18 protein-coding genes and 1 pseudogene are annotated in these 26,907 nt (G+C 64.6%); 11 read left to right on the top strand and 8 right to left on the bottom strand.

The features are described from left to right. The first annotated feature begins 231 nt into the window (after window positions 1-231). Entirely contained in the window at window positions 232-753 is a 522-nt protein-coding gene (locus CLM74_RS20260) for an HAD family hydrolase (RefSeq protein WP_157804433.1), read from the top strand. Between the two features lie 259 nt (window positions 754-1,012). Then, entirely contained in the window at window positions 1,013-1,660 is a 648-nt protein-coding gene (locus CLM74_RS20255; protein ID WP_234003402.1) for a DUF4304 domain-containing protein, read from the top strand. A 186-nt stretch (window positions 1,661-1,846) separates the two neighbouring features. Here the strand turns inward: CLM74_RS20255 and CLM74_RS20250 are convergent, their stop codons facing one another. Next, on the bottom strand, window positions 1,847-2,338 hold the full coding sequence (locus tag CLM74_RS20250; protein WP_158684179.1) for a GNAT family N-acetyltransferase: 492 nt from the start codon (window positions 2,336-2,338) through the stop codon (window positions 1,847-1,849). A gap of 234 nt (window positions 2,339-2,572) precedes the next feature. Between CLM74_RS20250 and CLM74_RS20245 the strand changes: the two genes are divergently transcribed. The 3 genes from CLM74_RS20245 to CLM74_RS20235 are packed head-to-tail and all read left to right on the top strand — an operon-like array spanning window position 2,573 to window position 4,372. Then, window positions 2,573-3,268, top strand: coding sequence for a ComF family protein (locus CLM74_RS20245; RefSeq protein ID WP_105164827.1), 696 nt, complete (start codon window positions 2,573-2,575; stop codon window positions 3,266-3,268). A gap of 58 nt (window positions 3,269-3,326) precedes the next feature. Continuing rightward, the gene (locus tag CLM74_RS20240) at window positions 3,327-3,878 is read left to right on the top strand and encodes an HdeD family acid-resistance protein (RefSeq protein WP_025877483.1); all 552 of its coding nucleotides are present in this window, start codon (window positions 3,327-3,329) and stop codon (window positions 3,876-3,878) included. Beyond that, entirely contained in the window at window positions 3,878-4,372 is a 495-nt protein-coding gene (locus CLM74_RS20235; protein WP_025877482.1) for a hypothetical protein, read from the top strand. Before CLM74_RS20240 ends, CLM74_RS20235 begins: the two co-directional genes overlap by 1 nt. Before the next feature lies 1 nt (window position 4,373). Here CLM74_RS20235 and CLM74_RS20230 read toward each other — a convergent pair whose 3' ends face one another. The 7 genes from CLM74_RS20230 to CLM74_RS21605 all read right to left on the bottom strand — a co-directional run bounded on the left by CLM74_RS20230 (window position 4,374) and on the right by CLM74_RS21605 (window position 11,845). Then, window positions 4,374-6,185 (bottom strand): MFS transporter, encoded by a 1,812-nt coding sequence (locus tag CLM74_RS20230; protein WP_105164826.1) that lies wholly within the window; start codon window positions 6,183-6,185, stop codon window positions 4,374-4,376. An 89-nt stretch (window positions 6,186-6,274) separates the two neighbouring features. Then, window positions 6,275-7,390, bottom strand: coding sequence for an amidohydrolase family protein (locus CLM74_RS20225; protein WP_099785773.1), 1,116 nt, complete (start codon window positions 7,388-7,390; stop codon window positions 6,275-6,277). Continuing rightward, window positions 7,387-8,163: a DeoR family transcriptional regulator gene (locus CLM74_RS20220; protein WP_032976943.1), complete on the bottom strand. Its 777-nt coding sequence runs from the start codon at window positions 8,161-8,163 to the stop codon at window positions 7,387-7,389. Before CLM74_RS20220 ends, CLM74_RS20225 begins: the two co-directional genes overlap by 4 nt. Window positions 8,164-8,196: 33 nt before the next feature. Beyond that, entirely contained in the window at window positions 8,197-9,531 is a 1,335-nt protein-coding gene (locus CLM74_RS20215; protein ID WP_059065495.1) for a D-tagatose-bisphosphate aldolase, class II, non-catalytic subunit, read from the bottom strand. A gap of 16 nt (window positions 9,532-9,547) precedes the next feature. Next, window positions 9,548-10,486 (bottom strand): ROK family protein, encoded by a 939-nt coding sequence (locus CLM74_RS20210; RefSeq protein WP_105164825.1) that lies wholly within the window; start codon window positions 10,484-10,486, stop codon window positions 9,548-9,550. After that, on the bottom strand, window positions 10,479-11,633 hold the full coding sequence (locus CLM74_RS20205; protein ID WP_105164824.1) for an SIS domain-containing protein: 1,155 nt from the start codon (window positions 11,631-11,633) through the stop codon (window positions 10,479-10,481). Before CLM74_RS20205 ends, CLM74_RS20210 begins: the two co-directional genes overlap by 8 nt. Window positions 11,634-11,683: 50 nt before the next feature. Further along, window positions 11,684-11,845, bottom strand: coding sequence for a hypothetical protein (locus tag CLM74_RS21605; RefSeq protein ID WP_158684178.1), 162 nt, complete (start codon window positions 11,843-11,845; stop codon window positions 11,684-11,686). Window positions 11,846-11,954: 109 nt separating this feature from the next. On the opposite strand from CLM74_RS21605, the gene CLM74_RS20200 reads away from it, so the two are divergent. From CLM74_RS20200 to CLM74_RS21600, 6 genes and pseudogenes are all read left to right on the top strand, one after another. Next, on the top strand, window positions 11,955-15,314 hold the full coding sequence (locus CLM74_RS20200) for a TIM-barrel domain-containing protein (RefSeq protein WP_105164823.1): 3,360 nt from the start codon (window positions 11,955-11,957) through the stop codon (window positions 15,312-15,314). Window positions 15,315-15,446: 132 nt separating this feature from the next. Then, entirely contained in the window at window positions 15,447-18,422 is a 2,976-nt protein-coding gene (locus CLM74_RS20195; protein ID WP_032976876.1) for a TonB-dependent receptor, read from the top strand. A 64-nt stretch (window positions 18,423-18,486) separates the two neighbouring features. Beyond that, window positions 18,487-19,842: a Gfo/Idh/MocA family oxidoreductase gene (locus CLM74_RS20190; protein ID WP_049465753.1), complete on the top strand. Its 1,356-nt coding sequence runs from the start codon at window positions 18,487-18,489 to the stop codon at window positions 19,840-19,842. A gap of 282 nt (window positions 19,843-20,124) precedes the next feature. Further along, a complete protein-coding gene (locus CLM74_RS20185) occupies window positions 20,125-24,906 on the top strand; it encodes an RHS repeat-associated core domain-containing protein (RefSeq protein WP_105164822.1) in 4,782 nt (1,593 codons plus the stop codon). Window positions 24,907-25,213: 307 nt separating this feature from the next. Next, window positions 25,214-25,893 (top strand): annotated as a pseudogene (locus CLM74_RS20175) (RHS repeat-associated core domain-containing protein); the annotation flags it as partial. A 445-nt stretch (window positions 25,894-26,338) separates the two neighbouring features. Then, window positions 26,339-26,836, top strand: a complete 498-nt coding sequence (locus tag CLM74_RS21600) for a hypothetical protein (RefSeq protein WP_158684177.1) — start codon at window positions 26,339-26,341, stop codon at window positions 26,834-26,836. The last annotated feature ends 71 nt before the right edge of the window (window positions 26,837-26,907 follow it).

Here is a 26,907-nt window from a genome sequence, read left to right as displayed (position 1 = left end):
ACGGGTATCTCAGCCTAGGCAACCAGTCCCCCAGCCGGGCTGCCACCAGGCATCTCGCCACCAGTGTGGGTAGGCCCAGGGCGTCCAGCATGCTGCTGACGCTGTGGGGTATGTTGTTGAAAGGCGGCGGACCCAGCCGCTACCTTGTCGAGTACTTTTACTTTATCGATGCCGCTGAGCGTGGAACGAGACCAGACCGTAAACATGCCCACAACTGACCGAAAGCTCCTGGTGCTCGATCTCGATGAAACGCTGGTTCATGCCAGTGCGCGTCAGTTGCACCGTCCTGCTGACACTCAAGTGGTGGGCTATCACGTCTACAAGCGTCCCTACGTTGACGACTTCCTGGATTTCGCATTCGCGCACTTCAACGTAGGGGTGTGGACATCTTCCGGCAGTCTGTATGCCGAGCCACTGGTGGCATGGTTGATGCCAGGGCGCACGCTGGAGTTCCTGTGGTCGTCCCAGCGTTGCAGTACTGCGCGTGATTGGGAGACCGGTGGCTACACCAGCCAGAAGCGCCTGGCCAAACTGAAACGTCTAGGCTTTGCGCTGGAGCAGATGATCGGCATTGACGACACTCCCAGCAAGTACGCCAAGAACTACGGAAATCTGATACAGGTGCGGGAGTTCACTGGTGATGGTTGCGACGATGAATTGCTTCATCTTTCTCGATATCTGGATGTACTGCGCGCGCAGCCCAACATCCGGACCGTGGAGAAGCGCCGTTGGCGAGAGCGCATGATGGAGTGAATCGGCAGGATCATTGATTCACCCGCTTCCAGTGTCGTTTGCGGAAGTGTCACGCTGCGCACACCACCGCACTCCTGTGCGCGGTGCCCGCAGCCGGCCCCCTTTCTGGTTTCACCAACGTCTCTGCGCTTTCGTATGAAGCGGACGACCAGCAATGTTGAAGGGACGAGTGGGCGGGTTCTTCGCCGATTCAATGGTGCTGGCCGACGTTCCTTCCAGTACGATTCCGCGAACGTTCGCAAGCGCAAGGATGCCTTCGATGTCGACCGCTCAGCACTCTCGAATGATCAATGCTGCAGCCAGAACGGTGCTGCGCCCTCTGGGCTGCGTGCAGAAGGGACGCTCCAGAATCTGGATTGACGACCAGGTATGGTGGATCGGCGTGGTTGAATTCCAGCCCTCTTCGGGACGGAAGGGAAGCTATCTGAATGTTGGAGCGTGCTGGCTCTGGCATGAGAAGGACTTCCTTTCATTCGACGCCGGGCACAGAGTGGGAACCTTCCACGAATTCATCGACGAGGAGCAGTTCTCGGCGGAGGCCACGCTGCTGGCCAGGCGTGCAGCGCAGGAAGTCCTTGCGCTGCGCGATCGCTTCCCCTCGATCGCCCACGCGCTGGCGTGGACTACTGCCAATGCATCGCCCACGCTATGGAACACGTACCACTCGGCGGGGTTGGCGGGGTTGGCGGGTGAGGTCGAACGCAGTGGGTTGCTGTTTACAGAAGTGATCGCCGATCCAAATGACGTGCCATGGGCCGTTGAGCTGAAGCAGAGGGTTGTCGGGCTGCTGCATTGCCTGGAGTCAGGGGCTGGCTTTGAACAGGAGATCGCGGCCACGGTCGGGCGAACGCGTATCGCGCTGGGACTGCCTGCCTGCCAGCGTGCAGCCAACGGGATCGAGTTTTGAGGGGAATTCACGGTGGTCGATCCGCGGCGTGCGGCTGACCCCCGGTGAGCCCAAGCCAGCCACGTCCAGCCTTGGGCCGCCGCCGCCAGGAGCAGGGCGAGCCCATGGGTGGTTGCACCGTCCTGAAGGTATTGGCCATCCTGGCGTGGGCGAGTGCTGACCGGGGAGCTGGGGGGCTCCCCATCGTCATATCGCCCTGATCAGGAACAAGCGGAAGTCTGTTCCTTCTGACCCGGCTGGGATGCTGCACGCCATGCCCATCCTCGCAAGATTCCGTTCCCAGAATGCGTGCGCCACATGATCCTTGCGGAAGGTGGCCAGCAGCCATTCTCCCGCCGTTGGCCGCACAAGCTCTGCGACCACTGCGGACGCGATGCCTTTGCCCCGATGCCTTGGAAGGATGAACAGATCGGCCAACTCTGGCAGGCGCCGCCCCTGGAAGTCGACTTCATCCACCTGGACGAATCCACACAGCTGGCCATCGAGCCAGAGCAGACGGGTCCACTCCGGCTCTTCCTGCAGGCGGGCCCGGACATCGGCAAGTGCGCAGTCGTAGAGACCATCGGCAAGGATCTCCTCACCACTCCAGGCAGAGGCTTCGAAGTAGTACAGCTGCATCAATCTGAAGACCACATCTGCGTCCTGCGCAGTTGCCTTGACCAGCGTCAGTCCGTCCATGCAGTAGAGGTCCATCCAGGGCAACCGCGCCCATCCTGATGATAGCTGGCGCAGGATCGGCCAGTAGTGGTTCTGCAGTTCCGGCCGTATGTGGATGGAAGCGCGCGGTAGCAGGTGCGATGCAGGTCTACGGCCTGGCAAGGTGCAGCCCCCATCGGCCAACGCTCCCTGTACTGACATGCAGGCAGCCCCTTCACCGATGGGCAGCCTGCGCTTGCAGGGCGATGCTGCGGCATGCGCCTCCCACTGCCTTCTGCCCTTGGTGAACCATTACAGGCGGCCTTTCGCCTGTTGCTGCCCCTGCGCTGCCTGGTCTGCAGCGAGCCCGGCCACGACACCCTCGACCTCTGCGTCGCCTGTCTCGCCGATCTACCGTGGGCGGGTCGCGCCTGCCTTCGCTGCGCGCTGCCGCTACCGGACGAAGCCCTGCCCATCTGCGGCACCTGCCGTGACGAGCCTCCGCCGCAGACCGCCACCCACGCCAGCCTGCTGTACCTGCCGCCGATCGATCAACTGCTGGTCCGCTACAAATTCCACCAGGACCTGGCTGCCGGACGCCTGCTTGCGCAGTTGATGCTGCGCAACCCGCCGCCATGGTCGTGCCCACCCCTGGTACCAGTGCCGCTGCATCCCAAACGCCTGCGCCAGCGCGGCTATGATCAGGCAGCCGAGCTGTGCCGGCTGCTGCGGACGCCGAGGTGGCGCGGGCTGTACCGTCGCCGCCATACCGCGCCGCAGTCCGAACGCAGCGCCGAGCAGCGCCGCGACAACCTGTTCGACGCCTTTGATGTGCGCGGTGCCGTCCCTGCGCGGCTGACCATCGTCGACGACGTGATGACCACCGGCAGCACCGTGCTGGAAGTCGCCGAGACGCTGCGGCTGGTGGGGGCTGAAGATGTGCGGGCATGGGTCTGTGCGCGGGTGCCGTGATCGCACCTTTCATTCCGTAGGTCTAGGATGTCCACGAACCCGGATCGAAGGAGTGGTCATGAATTCCCCTCTGTCTCCCTTGTTGTCGGCCGTTGGACGCAGCTGGTGGATCCTGCTGCTGTACGGTCTGGTCGCGCTGGGCTTCGGCATCATCGCGATCGGCTGGCCGATGTCAGCGGCTATCGCGCTGGCGTGGACGCTGGGCGTGATGGCGATCGTGGAAGGCGTCATCAGCCTGCTGGCGCTGATTACCGGTGGTAGTGGCGCCTCGCGTGGCTGGCTGCTGCTGTATGTGGTCGCCTCGCTGGGCTTCGGTATCCTGGCGGTGATCAATCCGCTGGCCACCGCCAGCGTGCTGGTGCTGTTCCTGGCGGCATGGCTGCTGGTGGCAGGCATCTATCGCATCGTCTTCGCCATCCGCGTGCGCAGGCAGATCCAGGGTGAGTGGTTGCTGATTCTCAGCGGTGTGCTGGCCATCGTGCTGGGCCTGCTGTTCGCGGCCAATCCGTATGCCGGCGTAGCGGTAACCACGTTGTGGATCGGCATCGGCAGCCTGCTGTACGGCGTGCTGCAGGTGCTGGTGGCGTTCAAGCTGAGGAAGCTGCGCTGATGCGGGCCTGGAACAGATGGGCGCTGCTCGGCGGCGGCCTCGCGGTGTTGCTGCTGGCGGGCTGCAACCGGGTGCTTCCGGCGGAGACCCGGCATCCGCCGCGGGAGGGGGTGCAGGTGCAGATGCGTGAGGTCGATCCCGATGGTCGCGCTACCCTGCAGTGGCAAGGGCGCAGCATCGCCGTGAAAGCGCCGCCGATGCTCACCAGTGCCGATATCGTCGACGTGCGAGCGGCGTTGGACGCCGCGCACCAGCCCGTACTGGAACTGACGTTCCGCAAGGAGTCCGCCGGCCGGTTGCTGCACGCGACCGAGGCCCTGGTGGGCAAGCAGGTGGCGCTTACCGTCGATGACCACGTGCTGTCCGTGGCCACCATAGCGGGCCCTTTTGGCGAGTCCATGCAGGTGGCCGGTACCAACATGAGCGTGGCCGAAGTGCACGACATGGCGCGCTACATCGTGCACGGCGGCCCTGCGCCGCCACAGCAGCGCTGAATCAGCGCTGCTTTCCTGCAAACCCGGCTTCGATCTCTTCCAGCGAGCGCCCCTTGGTTTCCGGCAGCCAGAATGCGGCCACCAGGAAGAACACGAACGTGCAGCCCGCCCAGAACAGGAACATGCTGGCGTAGCCGTAGTGCCCCACCGTCGGCAGGAAGATGGCGGCAATGGTGGTGGACACGAACTGGTTGATCAGCAGCGCGATGCTCATGCCGTTGGAGCGGATGCGGTTGGGCATCAACTCGGACAGCGCCAGCCACACGCACACGCCTGGGCCAACTGCGAAGAACGCCACGAATACCAGGATGCAGGCAGCGACGGCCCAGCCATGCGCGGGCGGCGGAATCGGGCCGATACGGGCTTGCTCGATGCGCAGCGGTGCCTGCGCGGCACTGGCCGGGTCGGCGAACGGATTGAGGTGCAACGTGCGGAAGAACGCGCCGATGACGCTGTCCGGCTGCACGGTGCCGGCGCGCTCGATGCGCAGCTCGCGGTCGGTCAGGTTGTCGCTGCGCAGCGCGCGCACGTTGGTGAAGTCGCCATAGGCGTAGGACACGGTCAGCTGCAGTGGCCGGCCTTCGCGGTCGATGCCACCGGCAAGCCGCTGCCACTGCGCGTCATCCAGTACCAGTTGCAGGCCATCGCCACTCACTGCGGCCTGCAGGTGCGGCTGCACGTCGGCGCGGCCCCGTTCGGCCTGGAAGAACAGCGTTGCTGCGCCCAGCAGGGCCACGCAGATGCCACCGCTGCCCAGCATCAGCAGGAACTTGCGACCCTTGCGGTCGACCAGCAGCAGCGCGGCGACGGTCATCACCGCGTTGAGCAGTTTGATCGCCACGTCGGCGCCGTTGGCCACCGAGCCGGACAGGCCTGCCTGGTTGAGGATGTTGACCGCATAGGCCAGCACCGAGTTGATGCCGGTGGCCTGGGTGCAGGCCAGCACCACGCAGGCCAACACGAACGGCACCACGTAGCGGCGGCTGAGCAGCGGGTCACGCTTGCCGCTGCTGCTGCTCGATTCCGGAGCCTGGATCTGCGCCAGGGTGGGCTCGACGTCGGCAGCGGGCAGCACGCGCTGCAGGCTGCGGCGCGCATCATCGATGCGGCCACGACGCACCAGCCAGCGCGGTGATTCGGACAGCCAGAAGATGCCGGCGCAGAACAGCAGGCCCGGTGCCAGGCAAGTCCAGAAGATGGTGCGCCAGGCGTGGTCCTTCACCGTGAACAGCTCCTGCGCCTGCTGCGCGACCGGCAGCGAGCGCACCGACTCTGCGGCAGCGTCCACGGCATGGGCGTGGTACAGGCCGATCAACGCGGCCAGCACCAGGCCGACGGTCAGCAGCAGCTGGAACATCGCCGCGCCGCGGCCGCGTCGTTCCGGGCTGAGCACTTCGGCCAGGTACAGGGGAATGACCACGCCGATCAGGCCGCCGCTGACACCCTGCAGCAGGCGCCCCAGCAGCAGCGGGGTGTAACCCGACGCCAGCGCCATGATCGGGATGCTGGCGGTGAACAGCACGCCGGCCAGCAGCATCGCGCCACGGCGGCCGATGAGGTCGGCGATCATGCCGGCGAACAGCGAGGACAGCACGCTGCCCAGCAGCACCGCAGCGACGACAAAACCGAGCTGCTGGCTGCTGAGCTGCCAGGCGTGGCTGGCGGTGGCTTCAAGATAGGGCAGGGCGCCAGCGATGATGCCGATGTCGATGCCGTACAGCAGGCCACCGAGGCCGCCGATGAAGAGCAGGTAACGTACGGGCCAGCGCGGGGCGGTGGAAGCGGGTACGGCAGGTGCAGTGGCTGCGGTCATCGGCTCGTTCCTGGACTAACGGGATGGTGCGTGGCTGATGCAATGCGCTTGCGCGCCTTGTGTGCGGCATCCGGGCCGCATGGCGTGTGTCAGTCCAGATCGATCAATCGACCGCCTACCACCACTTTCTGCAGGCGCAGTTCCGCATCCAGCACCACCAGGTCGGCGCGGGCGTCGGGCGCAATGCGGCCGCGATCGCTCAAGCCCAGGTAATCGGCCGGGAAGGTGGACACGCGCTGCGATGCGTCAGCCAGATCCAGACCCACCTGCACCAGGTTGCGCAGCGCCTGGTCCATGGTCAGCGCGCTGCCGGCCAGCGAGCCGGTGGCCAAGCGCACGCAGCCGCCGCACTTGTGTACGCGCTGCTCGCCCAGTGCGTACTCGCCATCGGGCATGCCGGTGGCGGCCGTCGCGTCGGTTACCGCATACAGGCGCGGAATAGCGCGTGCGGCCAGACGGATCACGCCGGGATGGATGTGCTGCAGGTCGGGAATGATCTCGGCGTACTGCGCATGCGCCAGGGCAGCGGCGGCGATGCCCGGCCGGTAGTGGTCGACGCCGGTCATGCCATTGAACAGATGGGTGAAACCGGAAGCGCCGGCCTGCAATGCGGCCACGCCTTCCTCGTAGGTGCCGGCACTGTGGCCGAGCTGCACGCGGATGCCGAGTGCGGACAGCGCGGGGATCAGCGCGGTGTGCTCGCCGATCTCCGGCGCCAGCGTCATAACCCGGATCGGTGCCAGCGCGTGCAGCTGCCGCACCAGCGCCATCGTCGCCTCGATCGTACGGTTGGGTTGTGCGCCCAGCCGCTGCGGGCTGATGAAGGGGCCTTCCAGGTGCACACCGGCGATGCAGGCAGCGTCGGCGTCGGGCGCCGCCATCGTTGCCGCAACGCCCTGCAGCGCGTATTCGATCTCGTCCAGGCCGGCGGTCATGGTGGTCGCCAGCAGCGTGGTGGTACCAAAGCGCGCATGGGTGCGGGCGATGGTGCGGGCCACATCGCCGCCCTGCATCAGGTCGACGCCGGCTGCGCCATGCACGTGCAGGTCGATGAAGCCGGGCAGGATCACCGGCAGCTGCGGGTCATCGCCGCCGCTGTGGTCGTCTACCTGCAGCTGGCGTACGTGCGAATCGAACTGGACCTGGCCGCGACGCCAGCCCAACGGGGTGAGGATGCGGCCGTGCAGGGAGCGGGTGTCGGTCATGCGGGGGGCTCGGCGATGATCACTTCGATGCCCAGCCGCTGCAGCCCCTCGCGGGTCGCGTCGTCGATGCCGGCGTCGGTGATGATGGCGTGGATCTGATCGAGGCGGGCGATGCGGTGCAGGCTGACGCGTCCGAATTTGGAGGCGTCGGTGAGCACCACGATGCGCCGCGCGCGTTCGACCATGCGGTGGTTGAGGCGGGCTTCGGCTTCGTCGTGGGTGGTCAGGCCGAACTGCAGGTCCAGGCCATCCACGCCCAGGAACAGCGTGTCGAAACTGTAGGAGTTGAGGCTGGCTTCGGCCTGGCTGCCCTGCAGCGACAGCGATTGCTGGCGCAGCAGTCCGCCGGTCAGCAGCACGGTGATGCCGGCGGCGTTGGCCAGTTCCCAGGCGATGTTCAGGCCGTTGGTCATCACCGTCACATCGCGGTGTTCGCGCAGGTGGCGGGCCAGGGTCATCGTGGTGGAGCCGGAGTCGATGATGATGTTGTCACCGGCCTGCACCAGGCGCGCGGCCGCCGTGCCGATGGAGTCCTTCAGCGGCAGGTTCAGCGCATCCTTTTCATGGATGTCCTGCTCCTGCGGCGGCGTTCGCACCAGGGTGGCGCCACCGTGGGTTCGCGTGGCCAGCCCCTGCGATTCGAAGTGGGTCAGGTCGGCACGGATGGTCACCGCCGACACGCCGAAGCGCTCGACCAGATCGGCCACCTGCACCGAGCCGTGCTCGATCAGCAGCTGCAGGATCTGTTGCCGGCGGGAGCGGGTGTTGCGCATGGCCATTCTCGGTTTCGCAGGGAAAGGTAGAGATTAGCCGTTCGCAAGATCGGCGGCAGCCGGACTTGCGTTGTGCTTGCGGGTTCCAGCCTGGTTGGCGCTGCAGGCGCGGGCGTATTCGCCCAGGCACAGGCCGATGCGATGCTGCACCAGGGCGGTAGGCGTATTGGCCAGGGTGCCCTCGCGCACGGCGCGGTACTGCTCCGGCAGGTACTGGCTGAGCAGCACCAGCGGCGGCGCGTGCTGTTCCAGGTTGGCGAACAGGGTGTGCACGGCCTGCACCAGCGCCGGCTCGCCCCAGTAGTAGCGGCAGCGGTCACTGAAGGAATAGCTGCGCAGCAGGCGCAGGGTCGCTTCGTCGCCCTGGTAATAGGACTGCCAGGACTTCGGCTGCGCCACCATCACCTCGTCCAGCACCTGCGGCAGGCGCGAGCACTGCGCGGCCGGCAGCAGCTCGGCTTCGATGGCAGCGAGTGCGAACAGCGCTTCGCGGTAGGCGAAGGTGGCCGCGGGGCCGACCTTGAGGATCGCGAAGTGGTCGCGCACCAGGGCATGCAGGCCGCTTTCGCGCTGGTAGTCGGTCGAATGCGCTTCGAACACGATGCGCGGCTGCTGTTCGAGGAAGTCGGCCAGCTCGCTGGCGGCGGCCGCGTCGTACTCGTGCACGCTGCTGTGGTCGAAGTCCACGCCCGGCTGCACCACCATGGCCAGCACACGCTGCCATGCATCGCGCAGCAGCGGGGTGTCGAAGGCCTGCCGGTGGATGGCCAGGGTCTGCGCAGCGGCGGCCGGGGTGGTCACCTGCAGGCCACCGGCCAGCGAGGCTTCGCCACCGGGAATCGGCACTTCGGTACCGATGACATAGACCGGCGGCGGCAGGCCGTGCTCGGCGGCGGTGCGCTCGGCGATCTCGGCCAGCTCGGCCGAACGTGCAGCAACGATGGCATCGGGCAGCGGCACCGGGTCATCGGCGCAGGACATGCTGCAGTCCAGGTGGATCTTGTGGAAACCAGCGGCGACGTAGGCCTCGATCAGCACGCGCGCATGGGTCATCGCTTCGGCGGCCGGGCGCTTCTGCCACGCGTTCGGGCCAAGGTGGTCACCGCCGAGGATCAAGCGCTCGCGCGGGAAGCCTTCCTCATCGGCCAGGGTGCCGACGTAGTCGCGGTACTGCGGCGGGGTCATGCCGGTGTAGCCGCCGAACTGATCGACCTGGTTGGAGGTGGCTTCGATCAGCAGCACGGTATCGTGCGCCAACGCCACGTGCATGGCCGCGCGCAGCACCTGTTCGTTGCTGCAGCAGACGCTGTACAGGCCGACGTTGTGGCCGGCGCGGTGGGAGGCAAGCAGGGTCTGCAACGGGGACATGGTCAAGCTCCGGACATCAGGAAAACGAGGGTTGGCAGGCCAGCAGGGCGGCACCGCGTGCACCACCGGCATCGCCGAAGCGCGGCGGCACGATGGGCGGCACCTGCACGCCGTTGAACAGATGCGCGGCGATGGCCGCAGGCAACAGCTGGTACAGCGGTGCGTACTGGGACAGGCCGCCACCGAGCACGATCACGTGCGGGTCCAGCGCCAGCACCAGGGCGGCCAGGCTGTGGCCGAGCAGGTCGCGATGGATGTCCAGCGCCTGCCGTGCCCGCGCATCGCCGGCCTCGGCCAAGGTGACCACCACGCTGGCATCGGCAGCGCTGCCACCGAGGTGACGCTCGATCATCGCCAGGCCACTCCCGGACACGTAGCGCTCCACGCAGCCTTGCAGGCCACAGGCGCAATCGATGAGCGGCAGGCCATGACGCTGCAGCAGGTGACCCGGCACGCTCCAGTGGCCCCATTCGCCGGCCAGGCCGTTGAAGCCGGACAGCAGGCGCCCCTGCAGGCAGAAGCCGCCACCGGCACCGGTGCCGAGGATGGCGCCGAACATGCTGGGGTAGCCATCGGCGGCGCCACCGTGCGCTTCAGAGAGCGCAAAACACTGCAGGTCGTTGCCGAAATGCAGCGGGCGCTGCAGGCGTGCCTGCAGATCAGTCGCCACGCATTGACCGGTCAGCGCAGGCACATTGGCGCTGAGCTGGCGGCCGTTGCGACGATCACGCACGCCGGGCAGGGCGATGCCGATGGCTGCATCGCTGCGACCCAGCGCAGCATCGGCTTCAGCAACCAATGTCACCACCGCCTGCAGGAAGCCGTCGTAGTCGCCCTGCGGGGTAGCCACGCGGCGGCGCCAGGTGACCTGCATCGCCGCATCGCACACCACCAGCTCGATCTTGGTGCCGCCGATGTCGATGCCGTAGCAGGCGTTGGCGATCAGCTCAGCCATGGTGGATGGTGACACCCTTGACCACGCGGTTGACGGTGCCGTCCGGGAACGGATTGTCGGGGGTCAGGCCGAGTGCGGCCGAACGCTGCAGCGCGTACAGCTGCGCAAAGCCCAGCCACACCGGCGCCAGCCACGGGTCATCCAGGGCAGGCACGGTGAGGGTGTAGTCATCGTCGGCGCCGATATCCGAATGCGGGCCGATCGACAGCACCTGGCCGGCGACGCCGTCGCGGCGCAGTTCTTCCAGCAGGTCCTGCTCATAACGGCGCGCCAGCGGCTGCACGCTGCGCAGCACGACCACCAGGGTGCTGCCGTCCAGCGTGGACTTCGGTCCATGGCGGAAGCCGAGCGGGGTGTTGGCCAGCGCCAGCACGCGGCCGGCGGTGAGCTCCAGCACCTTCAGCGCAGCCTCGCGCGCCAGTGCTTCCAGCGGGCCGCTGCCAAGGTAGATGACCCGGTTGAACGGGCGCTGCGCCAGCGCGGCCACAGCTGCATCCCACTGCGCCAGGCCTTCGCGGGCCAGACCGGCAATCTGCTGCAGGCGTGCGATGCGCGCATCCCACGGCGAACGGTCGAACACGGTCAATGCCGCCAGCAGCATGCAGGTCAGGCTGCTGGTCATGGCGAAGGCGCGGTCGCAGCTGGCCGACGGCATCAGCAGGGTGCAGGTGTCGGCACGGCCGGCGCCACGGCGGGCCAGCTCGCCCTCGGCATTGCAGGTGATGTCCAGGAAGCGCGCATCGTCCACGTCACTGCGCACGCGGTCGACGGCGGCAACGCTTTCGGGGCTGGAGCCGCTGCGGCCGAACGACACCAGCAGGGTCGGGCGATCGCGCTGCAGGTACAGCGCAGGATGGGTGAGCAGGCTGGTGGTATGCACCACGCGCACCTCGGCCGGCCACTGCGCGTTGATGGCATCGGCCACCATTTCAGCGATGAAGCCGGAACTGCCGGCGCCGGTGAACAGCACGCGCTGGTTCGGGTCGTTGAGGCTGTCGCCGAGGAAGGCCTGCAGGCGGTCGCGGGCACGCGATAGATCCTGTGCAAGGGCTTCCCACAGCGCCGGCTGCTGGGCGATTTCGGTAGCGGTATCGGCTCCGCCGCGGCGCTGCCAGGCGGACACATCGGAAAGCAGGGTGACGTCCATTCGGAGGTTCCAGTTGGGCCAGCGCACCATCTGCGTTTTCTTTCGAAATGTCAAATACCGAAAGTAAAAAGAAAGATATCGCGGTGATGGCTTTCCTCGCGCGGCATCACTCTGGAAACGAAAGAAACCGCCGGATGCCGTATCGCACAATGCTTAACAGGCGCCTGCAAGCGGTTACACAAAGTATTGCGCCGCAACAACTTTCGTTTCATGTAAATATATCTTCCTTTTTCCTTTCAATTTGTTGACATCTTTCGAATCGCTGCCCTAGAGTCGGCCCAACCGCTTTCGAAACGCCCGGTGAACGGGTTGGGAGTCCGTGTGGAAATCTGCGTTCGTCGTTCGCCACTGCTGCTGGCCCTGTTGCCGGCACTGCTGTCGGCGTCCCTGTCGGCCCAGGCCGCACCGGTCGGCAACCTGCGCTCGGTCAGCGCCAGTGCCAGCACCGACGGTGTAAATGGCTGGGACCTGCAGACCGACAACGGCACGCGCATCCGCATTGAACTGCCGGCCACCGACATCATCCGCGTACAGGCCGGCCGCAACGGCAAGCTGACCGGTGCCGGTGACAAGGCCGCGCCGATCGTGCTGCCGCAGCCCAAGGCCAACGTGCAGGCACAGCTGGAAGAAGACGCGCAGGAGATCCGCGTGCGTACCGCTGCACTCGTGCTGCATGTGCAGCGGCAGCCATTGCGCCTGCGCCTGGAGCGCCTGGACAACGGCCAGCCCACCGCGCTGTGGCAGGAACTGCAGCCGCTGGACCTGGATGCCGCGCAGAGCGTGCAGGTGCTGTCCTCGCAGGCCGATGAAGGCTATTACGGCGGTGGCCAGCAGAACGGCCGCTACCAGTTCAAGGGCCGCGAACTGGACGTCTCGTACTCCGGTGGCTGGGAAGAGGGGGATCGCCCGAGCCCGGCACCGATGCTGCTGAGCAGCCGTGGCTGGGGCATGCTGCGCAATACGTGGAGCGATGGCAGCTACGACCTGCGGCAGAGCGACCAGGCCACCCTGCTGCATCGCGAAGACCGCTTCGATGCGTACTACTTCGTTGGCGCCGACCTGCCGAAGCTGATCGAGCGCTACACCCAGCTGACCGGCCGCCCGAACATGGTCGCGCGCTGGGCGCTGTCCTACGGCGATGCCGATTGCTACAACGACGGCGACAACAGCAAGAAGCCCGGCACCGTGCCCGAGGGCTGGAGCGACGGCCCGACCGGCACCACGCCGGATGTGATCAACAGCGTAGCCAAGCAGTACCGCGCCAATGACATGCCCGGCGGCTGGATCCTGCCCAACGATGGCTATGGCTGCGGCTACAAGCAGTTGCCGGAGACGGTGAAGGGCTTGGCCGGGTACGGCTTCCGCACCGGCCTGTGGACCGAGAACGGCGTCGACAAGATCGCCTGGGAAGTGGGCAAGGCCGGCAGCCGCGTGCAGAAACTGGACGTGGCCTGGACCGGCAAGGGCTACCAGTTCGCGATGGATGCCAACCGCCAGGCATTCAACGGCATCCTCGACAATTCCGATTCGCGCCCGTTCCTGTGGACGGTAATGGGCTGGGCCGGCATCCAGCGCTATGCCGTGGCGTGGACCGGCGACCAGAGCAGCAGCTGGGACTACATCCGCTGGCATGTGCCGACCCTGGTGGGTTCGGGCCTGTCCGGCATGGCCTACGCCAGCGGCGATGTGGACGCGATCTTCGGCGGCAGCGCCGAGACCTTCACCCGCGACCTGCAGTGGAAGGCGTTCACCCCGGTGCTGATGGGCATGAGCGGCTGGTCGTCGAATGCGCGCAAGCACCCGTGGTGGTACGACGAGCCCTACCGCAGCATCAACCGCGATTACCTGAAGTTGAAGATGCGCCTGACCCCGTACATGTATGGGCTGGTGCATGAGGCCGCGCAGACCGGTGCACCGCCGGTGCGTGGCCTGATGTGGGACAACCCGCGCGATCCGCACGCGCAGGATGAAACCTACAAGTACCAGTTCCTGCTCGGCCGCGACCTGCTGGTTGCACCGGTGTACCGCAGCCAGGCTGCCAGCCGTGGTTGGCGCCGCGACATCCACCTGCCCGCCGGCGGCTGGATCGACTACTGGGATGGCCGCCGCGTGCAGGCCGCCGCCGATGGCCGCCAGCTGGACCGCCAGGTGGACCTGGCCACCCTGCCGGTGTTCGTGCGTGCCGGTGCGATCCTGCCCATGTACCCGTCGATGCTGTTCGACGGCGAGAAACCGCTCGATGAAGTGACCTTCGACCTGTACCCGCAGGGTGATTCGCAGTACACGCTGTACGAAGATGACGGCAACACCCGCCGCTACCAGCAGGGCGAATCGAGCACGCAGCGGATCAGTGTGCAGGCGCCGGCACAGGGCAGTGGCCCGGTGCAGGTGCAGATCGATGCGGTACAGGGCCAGTACAACGGCCAGCTGGCACAGCGCCGCTATGGCCTGCGCGTGCTCAGCCGGCAGGCGCCGCGTGCGGTGCAGGCCGCTGGCCGCGCGCTGCCGGCGCTGGCCGACGCGACCGCATTCAACAGCGCCAGCGAGGGTTGGTACTTCGATGCCAAGGAGCGTCGCGGCACCCTGCATGTACGCACCGCGGCGCAGGACATCCGCCAGCCGCTGCAGCTGCAGCTGGACTTCGCCGTCGCCGCAGCGGCCGCCGACGATGCCTATCCGGCTGCACCGGTGCTGGGCCGCGAACTGCCGGCCGACAGCCTGCTGGTGGTCAACCGCCCGGCCGAAGAACCCGGCCATGCGCTGGAAAATGCCTTCGATGATGATCCGGCCACCTGGTTCCGCAGCGTGCGCAACCAGGCCGTGCGCACGGGTGCCCATGAGTGGGTGATTGGTTTCGGCGAACGGAAGATGATCGATGGCATCGACATCGCGCCGCGCAACGACAAGAACTGGAAGCACGGCCAGGTGCGCGGCTACGAGGTGTACCTGGGCGACAGCAACGGCGAGTGGGGTGAACCGGTTGCCCGCGGCCACCTGCAGCTGAAGGAAGGCACGCAGCGCATCGACTTCCCGGCTCACGCCGGCCGCCTGCTGCGCTTCCGCGTGTTGAGCGTGCAGAACCCCGAAGGTGACGGTGCCTCCAGCACCGATCCGATGGTGACAGCCGCACAGGGCAGTGCGCGTGCCTTCGACGCGCTGCAACCGCGCGACGTCGGCCCGATTGCGCTGTCCACCTTCCACATCCTCGAACACCAGGAACCGGAGCGACCGGCCCGGCAGCGCTATCTCTCCGAGCTGCCGGTGCCGGCCGCGCTGGCCAGCCAGGTGCGCGCCGACAAGGCGTTCACCGGCGACGCCGGCATGCGCATGAACGGCCTGCAGTTCCGCCGCGGCCTGGGCGTGTCCGCGAACAGCCGCATCGACCTGCGCCTGCAGGGGGGATGGCGCCTGCTGCGTGCCGACCTCGGCATTGACGACGCCTGCCGCACGGCCGGTGGCCTGCAGTTCCAGGTCTGGGGCGACAACCGCCTGCTGTATGACAGCGGCCTGGTGAAGGCGCCCGGCGTGGTCAAGCCGGAGCTGGACATCCGTGGCCTTTCCACCCTGAGCCTGCGCACGCTGGGTGCGCAGGGCAGCCAACCCGCCCAGGTCTGTGCCAACTGGGCCAACGCCGTGCTGATCGGCCAGGAGGGCGACTCCGCCAGCATCGTCGCCCCATGACCGCCACGTAACACCGCTCCTCCCCCGCCCATTCCGACTACGGCTTCACCACGACGGTGGGAGCCGTGGCCCGGGAGCGTTTTGCCCGCCGATCCACCATTCGCGCCGCACCCCTGCCAGGAGAGAACCCCGATGTTGCCCGCCCGCCACCACCGCCCCCCCTGTCGTTCGATCGCACCGTTGTCGCTGGCCATCGCCGGCGTGCTGTTGTCGGTCGCCGTTCCTGCCTTCGCCCAGGAGAGCAAGGACAAGGCCACCGACCTGGCCCGCATCGAGGTCACCGGTTCCAACATCCGCCGCACCGACGTTGAAACCGCCTCGCCGGTGCAGGTGATCAGCAAGCAGGACATCCAGAACATGGGTGCGCGCACGCTGCTGCAGGTGCTCGACAACCTGCCGGCCGCCCGGCCAGCGCAGCAGGATTCGCGCTCGCTGTTCACCGGCTCCGACGGCGCTTCGCAGGCCAACCTGCGCGGCCTCGGCGCACAGGGCACGCTGGTGCTGCTGAATGGCCGTCGCCTGTCGTACTACGGCGCGCCGGCGGGTTTCCAGACCCAGTTCGTCAACATCGATGCGATTCCCGCCGCCGCCATCGAACGCATGGAAGTGCTGACCGACGGCGCCTCGGCCGTGTACGGCACCGACGCGGTGGCCGGCGTGATCAACGTGATCACCAAGCGCAACTTCCAGGGCGCGGAGATCAGCTTCACCAACGACACCTCCTCGCGCATCGATTCCTACGGCGAGCGCCAGGCCAGCATCACCGCCGGCTTCGGTGACCTCACCGAGAACCGCTTCAACATCTACGGCGCGGTGAACATGTACCGCCGCGACGCGATTCCGCTGGCCGACTTCTATGACAAGCGCCCGGACCAGTACTACGTCAACAACCCCAACTACCTGAACAACCTGCGCCTGGGCGTGGGCAGCAAGCCGGGCGAGTTCAACCCGGGCAGCTATTTCGCGTTCGATCCGGTGACCGGCCGCCGCGTGCAGGAAGCCGCGCCGGGCTGCAAGAACGTGCTGACCAGTGAAGCGGCCGGCCCGCGTTGCGTCTGGGAAACCTGGATGAACAACGAGATCGACGCGGGCGCCAAATCCGAGCGCAACACCGCCTACCTCAACGGCACCTTCCTGGTGGGCGACAGCACCGAGATCTTCGCCGAGGCCACCTATACCGATATCGACCTGCGTGCCAATGGCGGTACCCCGCGCAGCTACGGCACCACCACCGGCAACCCGACCAGCTGGTTCTCGCGCGATACCGGAAACAACGTCAACCAGTTCCTGTATCCGTTCCTGGGCCCGAACAACGAGTACAACCACGCCAGCCCCGAGCTGAAGGCCATGATGGGTGGCGTGGTCGGCCTGCAGTACCTGCTGCAGGATGCCGGCGCCAACTACTTCGGCCAGCGCAACACCGACAAGAGCTACCGCGTGCTGACCGGCGCGCGTGGCAACGTCGGTGACTGGAACTGGGAAACCGCGTTCGCCACCGCCGGCACGCACTCGACCACTTACCAGACGATCAACGTCAACGTGAAGGGCTTCGAGAAGGCCTTCGGTCCTTACAGCATCGACCCGGGCACGGGTCGTGTGATCATCTCCGATCATCCGGCGTACAAGTTCGGCGAGATCAGCGAGGCCAACGCCGCACTGATCCGCGGCGCCTTCCCGACCTTCGACATCCAGTCGTGGACGCGCCTGCATACCCTGGACGGCAAGATCGAAGGCCCGCTGTTCCAGCTGCCGGCCGGTGACATGCGCGCTGCGTTCGGTTTCAACGCCAGCCGCGAGACCTTCTACACCCCCGGCAACGCCGACGCGGCCGCCGGCCTGATCACCCAGCAGGGTGGCTCGTGGTTCGACGGCGCGCGCAACACCTATGCGCTGTTTGCTGAAACGGTGGCGCCGATTACCGAGAAGCTGGAGCTGGACGCGGCCGTGCGCGTGGACAAGTACCCGAACTTCAGCGCCAACGTCGCGCCGAAGATCGGCTTCAAGTACCAGGCGTTCGACCAGCTGATGCTGCGCGGTACCTATTCCACCGGCTTCCGCGCCCCCAGCCTGGCTGAGTCCGGCAACGGCGGCGTGTACGCGCAGCTGGGCGGCTACCGTGATGAACTGCGCTGCGCCGAGACCAACGCCATCGCCAACCTGCTGCTGAAATCGCAGCGCGGCGGCGATGTCGACCTGGGCAAGAGCCTGCTCAACGTGGACTGCAGCCGTACCGTGGCTCGCATGACCCAGCCGAACCAGAACCTGAAGCCGGAGAAGGCGAAGATCGCCACGCTGGGCTTCGTCTACGAGCCGGCCAGCTGGCTGTCGGTGTCGGCCGATTACTGGTTCATCTACCGCGACAACGAAATCGTTGCCCCGGACTACCGCCGCGCTGAAGACATCATCTCCTCGTCGCGCTCGCCGATCACCGACAGCGACCGCGCCAATCTGGCACAGCTGGCGGCGATGTGCGCCGACCCGGCAAGCGGTGTGAGCTGCCCGGGAACGCTGCCGGGCTACTCGGCCGGCAACGTGGCCAGCGTGGTGGGCCAGTACAAGAACCGCGGCAAGACCCTGATCGATGGCTTCGACATCGATGCGCGCAGCCGTTTCTCGCTGGGTGAGTGGGGCGGGCTGAACATCGGCCTGGCCGCCACCATCGCCAACCGCAACCGCTTCTACATGGATGAACAGAACGGCTGGTACTACGGCGACGTGGTGGGCTACTACAACAACCCGCGCCTGCGTGCGACGCTCAATGCCGACTGGACCTACAAGCAGGTCACCACCAGCATGTTCGTCAACTACGTGGGCGGCACCAAGTGGGCCACCGACCAGATCGACGAAGAAAGCAACAACAAGGAAACCTGCACCGGCGGTTACCTGGCCCTGGAAAAGAGCAAGTGCGATGGTGCACCGTCGTGGTGGACCGCCAACATGAGCGTCACCTGGCGCCCGGATGACGCGTGGAACCTGAGCTTCACCGTCAAGAACCTGTTCAACCGCCTGCCGTTCTACGATCCCAACAGCTTCCTGGGTGACTCCAGTGACTACGCCACCATCTTCGGTCGTGGTTACAGTGTGACCATCGGCTACCGGTTCAAGTAATTCCGTTTGCGTGACCAGGCGCGCCGGCCCAGGCTGGCGCGCCTTCAAGAGGAGAGTGTTTGCCATGAAGCGTAGGGAATTCATCGCGGCCAGCGCCGCTGTCGCCGCCAGCAGCCTGCTGCCGCAGACCCCGGCATGGGCACGTGGCCGCAAGGTACGCCTGGCCGTGATCGGTACCGGCATGCGTGGCCTGGTGCTGCTGAAGGAACTGGTGCGCCGCGACGACGTGGAGGTCGTTGCCCTGTGTGATATCGAGCCGATCATGCTCGGCCGCGCCGTGGAGATGGTCAGCAAGGCGGGCAAGCCCGCGCCGAAGACCTACGGCCAGGACCGCGACATCAACGCGTGGAAGCGCCTGCTGGAGCAGAAGGGCATCGATGGCGTGATCATCGCCACGCCGTGGGAGTACCACGCACCGATGGCGATTGCCGCGATGCAGGCCGGCGTGGCCGTGGGCTGCGAAGTGGTGGCCGGCATCACCCTGCAGGATCACTGGGACGTGCTGAAGACCCAGCTGAGCACCGGCACCCCGTACATGCTGCTGGAAAACGTCTGTTACCGCCGTGACGTGATGGCGGCCCTGCAGATGGTGCGGCAGGGTCTGTTCGGCGAACTGGTGCACCTGCAGGCCGGTTACCAGCACGACCTGCGCGGGGTGAAGTTCAACTCCGGCGACCCGAACCAGCCCTACGACAGCGGCGTGGAATTCGGCCCCAAGGGCTGGAGCGAAGCACGCTGGCGCACCGAACATTCGGTGGAGCGCAATGGTGAGCTCTACCCCAGTCACGGCATCGGCCCGTGCGCGATGTATACCGGCATCAACCGCGGCAACCGTTTCACCCACATCAACGCATTCGCCACCAAGGCGCGTGGCCTGCACGAATACACCGTAGCCAAGAGTGGTGGTACCACCCATCCGAGCACCAAGGTGAAGTTCAAGCTCGGCGACATCGTCACCACCACGCTGGCCTGCGAGAACGGCGAGACCATCCTGCTGCAGCACGACACCTCGCTGCCGCGACCGTATTCGATGGGCTTCCGCGTGCAGGGCACCAAGGGCCTGTGGATGGACGTGAACCATTCGATCCACATCGAAGGCCGCAGCCCGCCGCACCAGTGGGAAGAGTTCAAGAAGTACCAGGACCAGTACGAACATCCGCTGTGGAAGCAGAATGCCGACACCGCTGCCAGCGCCGGCCATGGCGGCATGGACTGGTTCGTGATCCATGCGTTCGTGGAAGCGCTGAAGGCCAAGGCGCCGATGCCGATCGACATCTACGACGCAGTGACGTGGAGCGCGATTACCCCGTTGAGCGAGCAGTCGATCGCCAACAGTTTCCAGACGCTGGAGTTCCCGGATTTCACCGCGGGCCTGTGGCAGAAGCGCAAGCCGATTTTTGCGTTTGACGGAAAGTACTGAGGTCTACACCCTTCCACGCTGTGACGGAGACGCCGGGTATTGCCCGGCGTTTTTGTATCTTCGGGCCACTATCGATGGTTGGCGGTTATCAGAAAACTCTGAAATTCGACCCGCTCCACACTTTCTGACTTGAATGCGTAACCCACATCGGAGATAACGTCCCCATGCGGCCACGCCGCAATCCGGAACAGGGACGATCCGAAGCAGGGCGGGAAAGGGCAATGGCTGCCCGAGCGCCTTCGTTCCTCCCGGTGCGGTAACCGCCCAGGAAGGAGAACAGGGATGTTGAAGCGATTGAAGGATCTGTCGTGCGCAGTGCTGGCGATGGCCGCGCTGGGGTGCGTGGGTACCACTGCGGTGCAGGCGCAGGAGGTGCAGAAGGAGTGGACGGCGTTTGCCAGTGGCTATCAGAAGCGGGCAACCGAAAAGCTCGTGCAGAAAGACATCGAAACCCGCTACGCGGCGCATCAGCAGTATGGGGCATTCAGTTGGGAAGTCCGGAGAGCGACGGTCCTGCCCAACAAGGTTGTCTATGACTACGCGATCAAGCCCGCGAAGCTGATCAAGACCGATTGGAAGTACGACCACGGTGGCAAAACGTATGACTCGGAGGAAAGTCTCTTTCAAGCGATGAAGGATGCCAGGCCTCAGCATCCGTCCTGTCCCCGCACCCAGGTATCAATGACAACGCCATGGAAGGGCATTCCCGGCGGTGGAGAGGGCGCCGGCGCAGACGGCAGCAATGTCGGCGAGGACGGAGAGGCCACTGTTGCCCATTACACTTTCAGCGAGGCGACGTCTGCATGCTCGCTGATGGAAGGCCGGACCTATCTTCAGCGAAAGCGTGAGGTGAAGTGCCCGAACATCAGCACTACGGTCATGAAGTGGCGTGAAGATCTTCAGATGTGTGGCATGCCACCGTCTCTGGATACTGGCACAACGTCCGCTGTCCGGATGTATAGCAGCACTCCCATCGCGAAACAGTGCGATGCAACCGGGAATCCTTGTGACCCTACAACCGGTGACAAATCCCAGCCCGAGCCGGACTTCGATCTGGGCTGGATAAGCTTCCGTCGTCACTATCACTCCCTGACCAGCACGCCCGGCAGCGCGCTGGGCACGGGTTGGACGCATTCGCACAACCTTCGACTGACGCTGGGTGTGGATAACACTGTTTTCCCACCCAGCACGGAAGTAAATGTAGGACTGCTCGGCGAAGACGGTGCGCAGACGGCGTTCCCCAAGAGAGGAGCGTACTACGAGGCCAACGATGGCAGCGGGGACCGCGTAGTGCAGCGGGGCAGCAACTGGCTGCTGTCGCGCACTCAGGAGCAGATCACGTTCGATGCGTCAGGTCGCATGCTGCGACGCGATTTCGAGGATGGTACTTCGCTCAGCTACTCGCACGACGTGCGGGGTCGATTGCTCAGCATCACGCACTCCACGGGCCGCCGTCTGGACGTGCAGTACGCGGTTGCGGGTGATGACTCATTGATCTCGGCGCTGTCGGTGGCGGGGCGGAATGTGGTGACCTACGGCTATACAGCCATGGCTGAACTGAGTACCGCAACCTATGCCGACGGCGGAGTAAGGACCTATCACTACGAAGATGCCCGCTTCCCTGGATACCTGACAGGCGTCACCGCCGAGGATAGCCGGCGCTATAGCTGGTTTGCCTACGACGCCAAGGGGCGTGTGACCTGCAGCCGTCATTCGGGCGACTGCACACAGGCGGATGTAGGCATTGATGGGGTGCGGCTGGATTACACGACCGCCGGCCCGGTCATCGTCACCGATGCACTCGGCAAGCAGAGCACGTACGCGCTTACCGCAAGCGGCACCAGCGGCCTGCCACGCAAGGTCAATGGCATCACTGACAGCAGCGGCACCGCCGGTCGTACCTACCTCCCAGAGGGCACGGACTTCCGCCGCCGCCTGCAGTCGTCGACCGACCGACGCGGCGTGGTCACCCAGTACGCCTACACCGAGGCCAGCGACCCGACCGCCGGTGCAGTAGCCGTGACAACGACGACGGAAGCGGCGGGTACCCCCGAGCAACGCATCAGCGAGACGCGTGTCGCGCTCGATAGTAATCGCCTCGTGCAGCAGACGGTCGGCAACCAGGAAACCCGCATTGCCCGCAACGCGCGCCTGCAGCCGACCAGCGTCACCGTGCGCGATGCAGCGACCAACCATACCCGCGTGACCACGCAGAACTATTGTGAAGCCGAAGGTCAGGACTGCCCGCAGGTGGGCCTGCTGCGAAGCATCGACGGTCCGCGTACGGACGTGGCAGATACCGTGACCTATGCCTGGTACACCGCCGACGATGCAGGGTGTGCGACCAACGGCACCTGTGCGTTCCGCAAGGGCGATCTGCGCAGCGTCACCAGTGCGTTGGGCCATACCGTTGAGTCCCTCGCTTACGATGCCTTCGGGCGCCCGTTGTCGGTGCGTGATGCCAATGGCGTGGTGACCGACTACACCTATCACCCACGTGGCTGGCCGACGTCGGTCACCGTGCGTGGCGCCACCACTGCCGAAGATCGCAGCACCCAGCTGAGCTACTGGCCCACCGGCCAGGTGCAGCAGGTCACCGAGCCCGACGGCAGCAGCGTCACCTATGTCTACGACGCCGCCCAGCGGCTCACCGACATTGCCGACAGTGCGGGCAACACCATTCACTACACCTTGGACAACGCCGGCAACCGTCTGCAGGAAAACACGGTCGATGCAGGGGGTGCGCTGCGCCGCACGCTGGCCCGTGTCTACAACACCCTCGGGCAGCTGACCGCGCTGAAGGATGCCGGCAACAACGCCACCGGCTTTGCCTACGACGCCAATGGCAATCCGCAGTCGGTCACCGATGTCCTGCAGCGGGTGACGAACCAGCAGTACGATCCGTTGAACCGGCTGGCGCAGTCCCTGCAGGACGTGGGCGGTGTTGCTGCGGAAATCCGCAGCCAGTACAACGCGCTGGATCAGGTCACCCAGGTAATCGATCCCAAGGGCCTGCACACCACCTACGCCTACAACGGCTTTGGTGATCTGACCGGACAGGTCAGCCCGGATAGCGGGAACACTACTTTCACGGTTGACGCCGCCGGCAACCGCAAGACCCGCACTGATGCGCGCGGCGTGACCGCCACCTACAGCTACGACGCGCTCAATCGACTGGTCGGCATTGCCTATCCGGATCCCAACCTGGACGTGGGCTATCACTACGACACCGCACCCGCGGTATGTGCCAGCGACGAGCGCTTCGCCAAGGGTCGCCTGGGCCAGGTGCTGCACGCCAATGGCAGCACCGTGTACTGCCATGACCGCTTCGGCCAGGTCACCCGCAAGGTGCAGACGATCAATGGTGTAGCCAGCACGCTGCGCTACGCCTACAGCAAGTCCGGTCGCCTGACCGCGTTGACCTACCCGGACGGCAGCGTTGCCGACTATGTGCGCGACGCCCAGGGGCGGATCAGCCAGATTGGCCTGACCCGCCCGGGACAGGCCCGGCAGGCGGTGGTCAACAACGTGACCTATGCAGCCTTCGGGCCGGCGACCGGCTGGACCTACGGCAACGGCCGCCAGCTGCAGCGCCCGCTTGATCTGGACTACCGTCCGCAGGCGGTGCATGACCCCGCGGCGGGCGGTCTGTCACTGGGCTATGGCTACGATCCCGTCGGCTCGATCACCGAGCTGAAGAATGGCGCAGGCTCGGAAGTGCTGGCCAAGTATGCCTACGACACGCTCGGCCGACTGACCCAGACCCAGGACGGTGCGACGGGCACGGCGATTGAGACCTATGGCTACGACGCCACCGGCAACCGCACCTCGCTGACCACCTCGGCCGGGACCGCCAGCTACACCTATCCGGCTGACAGCCATCGACTGATTGCCGTGGATGGTCAGGCGCGCAACCAGGATGCCGCAGGCAACACCACCAGCATTGGCAGCAAGACGTTCGCCTACAACGATGCCAATCGCATGAGTGCGGTGAAGCAGGGTGCTGCTGTCGTGGAGAGTTACGGCTACAACCACCGCGGTGAGCGCGTGTTGCGTGCGCCAGCCAGTGACGATGCGCAGGTCACTGTCTATGACGAAGCCGGGCAGTGGGTCGGCAACTACTCGGCGACCGGGCAGGCGCAGCAACAGGCGATCTGGCTGGACAACTACCCGGTGGCGTTGATCCAGACACCAGGCACGGGCGTGCCGGAGCTGGCCTACATCCAGCCCGATCACCTGGGTACGCCGCGTGTGGTGATCGACCCCATACGCGATGTCGTGATCTGGGAATGGAGCAACAAGAGTGAAGTGTTTGGCGACCAGGCACCGGCCAATGACCCCGATGGTGATGGCGTGGTGTTTGACCTGGCGCTGCGCTTCCCGGGACAGCAGGCGACGGATGCGAGTGGGTTGTTCTACAACTACCAGCGGGAATATGACCCGGCGGTGGGGCGGTACTCGCAGAGTGATCCGATTGGGTTGGAGGGGGGAGTGTCGACCTTTATTTACGCTACAGGCAACTCCGTCGAATTCACGGACCCCTTGGGATTGAATAAGCAAGTCGGGGTTGGGGGTTCGGCGGGGGGGGCTGGCCCAGGTGTGGCAGTGACTGGATCGATAAACGTCGGGGTATCGATTCCAAAAAATTTGGGCAATGTTTCCTGCTACCAAATCTATGGTTCATTGCAGATAAGCGGAATGCTTGGCGGGGGGGCGTATCTAGGTGCAGGTACATCAATAAGTGCCTCGGAGAGTTCTGGCCCGTTGCCAGACAGATCTTGGGGCGTTTATCGATACTCTGAAGTGGCCGGCGGCTGGGGGCCGTCCATTGGCGGCTCCGTTCAAGGATCCACCAACCTGTTGGAAGGAAATAAGGAGGGCGACAACTGGGCTTGGCTGCGTCGCCTCTTCTCGTTGGAAGATATGGAAAGAGATAAGATGAGTGGTGGATCCATCTCCATCCCACCGCTTCCTGGTGTTGGATTTGGTGCAATGACTGGATCCGGGTATACGATCTCAGGGCAGATGGCTACGCCAACTGGCAAAGGGTGCGGGTGTCCTTGATATGACTGGATGGAAGAAGTTTCTTCAGGCTTACTACACCATGTTTTTCTGGGCGATGAGGGTGGTGGCTTGCCTTATAGCTACTGCTAATCTAGTAATGCTTATTTTTGTTGTAATTGACCTTTCGAATCAGGGCGGTCGGTATGGATTTGCAGGTCTGGCATTCGTTGTGATCTCCCTCGCCATAGCTTTTGTTATGTGGAAAGTTGGGTCTGTCGGCTTGCTTCGGCTTCGGCGAGCGAAGGCGGAATAGATGTGCGTCTAAGCGCTTCCATTGCGGGGTGTGCTGGGGTATCCATAGCGCGCCGCGCTCGGCCAACTGACCCAAACCCAGGACGGTGCGACGGGCACGCTTATGGCTACGACGCCACCGGTGACCGCACCTCGCTGGCCACGTCGGCGGGGACGGCGAGCTACACCTATCCGGCTGACGGCCATCGCCTGATGCCGTGCACGTTCAGGCGCGCAACCAAGATGCCGCAGGCAATGTGTGCCAGCCAGTGGCGATGCGTAGGTCACTGTCTATGACGAAGCCCCGGGCAGTGGGTCGGCAACTACTCGGCGACCGGGCAGGCGCAGCAACAGGCGATCTGGCTGGACAACTACCCGGTGGCGTTGATCCAGACACCAACTGCAGGCGTGCCGGAGCTGGCCTACATCCAGCCCGATCACCTGGGTACGCCGCGTGTGGTGATCGACCCCATACGCGATGTCGTGATCTGGGAATGGAGCAACAAGAGTGAAGTGTTTGGCGACCAGGCACCGGCCAATGACCCCGACGGGGATGGCGTGCTGTTTGAGCTGGCACTGCGCTTCCCGGGACAGCAGGCGACGAACGCGAGTGGGTTGTTCTACAACTACCAGCGGGAATATGACCCGGCGGTGGGGCGGTACTCGCAGAGTGATCCGATTGGATTGGACGCAGGCATATCGACATACTCATATGTCGAGTCGAATCCAAATTCAAATCTAGACATGTTGGGTTTGGAGTCTGGGCAGTTTCAGTTTGGAAAATATCGAATGAAACAGCCTGAGGCACTACCAGCAACAGACATCGGTGATGCGCTCGTCGCGGGCAGGATACTTTCAAACTATAACTCCGAGATGAAGTCGAGGAGCATAACCGGTTCAGATCAGTTCTATCATTGTTTAGCGGCTTGTCGAGCAACTCAAGTAACAAGCAATCCCCGAGTGGTGTTGGAGCTAATGGCACTGAAAGAAGTGAAGGACTACTATGCGGGCCGAGTCGGTCTCGACGGAGACGGCCGCAGAAGGAGTCACTCAGAGATGCAAAGAGATAACTCTGGAGATATGGCCGCAAATCGTCACGGAGCCGCATGTAAGTTGGGTGAAAATTGCGCAGAGCGTTGTGCCAGCTATGTTCCGGTGTCGTCTCGTGTTTTTCTGAAGAATTACATTCCGGAGTGGGATGGTGAAGACTAAATCAAAGAGGTTATTATTTTCTTTATCGATTTTTGCAATCGCTATTTCTGGCTGCAGCGACGCGGGGCGCAGCTATGATTCGCTCTCAAAAATAGTTAACGAAGGCGACCTATCTGTTGCAAAGGTTGTAGCTATTCCAGAGGATGCCTCCTCTATTCATATTCGGTCGAATGCTGAGGCAGGCCTCTACTATATTTCATATGATACAAACTATTCGATGCGCTACATCAATGAAAATGGGATGTTAAAGATTGGCAAAGGCCTCGCGCCTCTGATTCGTGATTCGCTTGGCTTTGCAGCTAATCTGCCGCCCAACATCGCTCTTTACTACAAATGCAATGCCCCTTCAGCTCCTCTGCAGGATGTTCGTAAAAATTCTCATGAAATAATAATGATGGGGTCGGATGGTCAGCGGCAATACCTGTGGAATCGTCGCAATGATGAGGAGCTAGAGGCTGTCCTCTGCCGACCTGTACGGAATGGGTAGTGCCAGTTTGAGGCCAAACTGCGCGGAGTTGGCCTTGAGATAGGCTGGATCGGCCGCAACGGCCTCTTGAT

It is taken from the genome of Stenotrophomonas sp. MYb57, assembly GCF_002966815.1.
Classification (GTDB): Bacteria; Pseudomonadota; Gammaproteobacteria; order Xanthomonadales; family Xanthomonadaceae; genus Stenotrophomonas; species Stenotrophomonas indicatrix.
Note: the sequence above shows the minus strand (reverse complement) of the source record. Positions and strands in the feature narration are given on the sequence as shown.

Bases quoted from the DNA above. Each gene is read 5' to 3' on its own strand.
- CLM74_RS20225 (WP_099785773.1), bottom strand. From the start codon at position 7,390: ATGACCGACACCCGCTCCCTGCACGGCCGCATCCTCACCCCGTTGGGC.
- CLM74_RS20205 (WP_105164824.1), bottom strand. From the start codon at position 11,633: ATGGACGTCACCCTGCTTTCCGATGTGTCCGCCTGGCAGCGCCGCGGC.
- CLM74_RS20195 (WP_032976876.1), top strand. From the start codon at position 15,447: ATGTTGCCCGCCCGCCACCACCGCCCCCCCTGTCGTTCGATCGCACCG.
- CLM74_RS20235 (WP_025877482.1), top strand. From the start codon at position 3,878: ATGCGGGCCTGGAACAGATGGGCGCTGCTCGGCGGCGGCCTCGCGGTG.
- CLM74_RS20215 (WP_059065495.1), bottom strand. From the start codon at position 9,531: ATGTCCCCGTTGCAGACCCTGCTTGCCTCCCACCGCGCCGGCCACAAC.
- CLM74_RS20220 (WP_032976943.1), bottom strand. From the start codon at position 8,163: ATGCGCAACACCCGCTCCCGCCGGCAACAGATCCTGCAGCTGCTGATC.
- CLM74_RS20250 (WP_158684179.1), bottom strand. From the start codon at position 2,338: ATGGACGGACTGACGCTGGTCAAGGCAACTGCGCAGGACGCAGATGTG.
- CLM74_RS20245 (WP_105164827.1), top strand. From the start codon at position 2,573: ATGCGCCTCCCACTGCCTTCTGCCCTTGGTGAACCATTACAGGCGGCC.
- CLM74_RS20185 (WP_105164822.1), top strand. From the start codon at position 20,125: ATGTTGAAGCGATTGAAGGATCTGTCGTGCGCAGTGCTGGCGATGGCC.
- CLM74_RS20240 (WP_025877483.1), top strand. From the start codon at position 3,327: ATGAATTCCCCTCTGTCTCCCTTGTTGTCGGCCGTTGGACGCAGCTGG.
- CLM74_RS20190 (WP_049465753.1), top strand. From the start codon at position 18,487: ATGAAGCGTAGGGAATTCATCGCGGCCAGCGCCGCTGTCGCCGCCAGC.
- CLM74_RS20230 (WP_105164826.1), bottom strand. From the start codon at position 6,185: ATGACCGCAGCCACTGCACCTGCCGTACCCGCTTCCACCGCCCCGCGC.
- CLM74_RS21605 (WP_158684178.1), bottom strand. From the start codon at position 11,845: ATGAAACGAAAGTTGTTGCGGCGCAATACTTTGTGTAACCGCTTGCAG.
- CLM74_RS20210 (WP_105164825.1), bottom strand. From the start codon at position 10,486: ATGGCTGAGCTGATCGCCAACGCCTGCTACGGCATCGACATCGGCGGC.
- CLM74_RS20255 (WP_234003402.1), top strand. From the start codon at position 1,013: ATGTCGACCGCTCAGCACTCTCGAATGATCAATGCTGCAGCCAGAACG.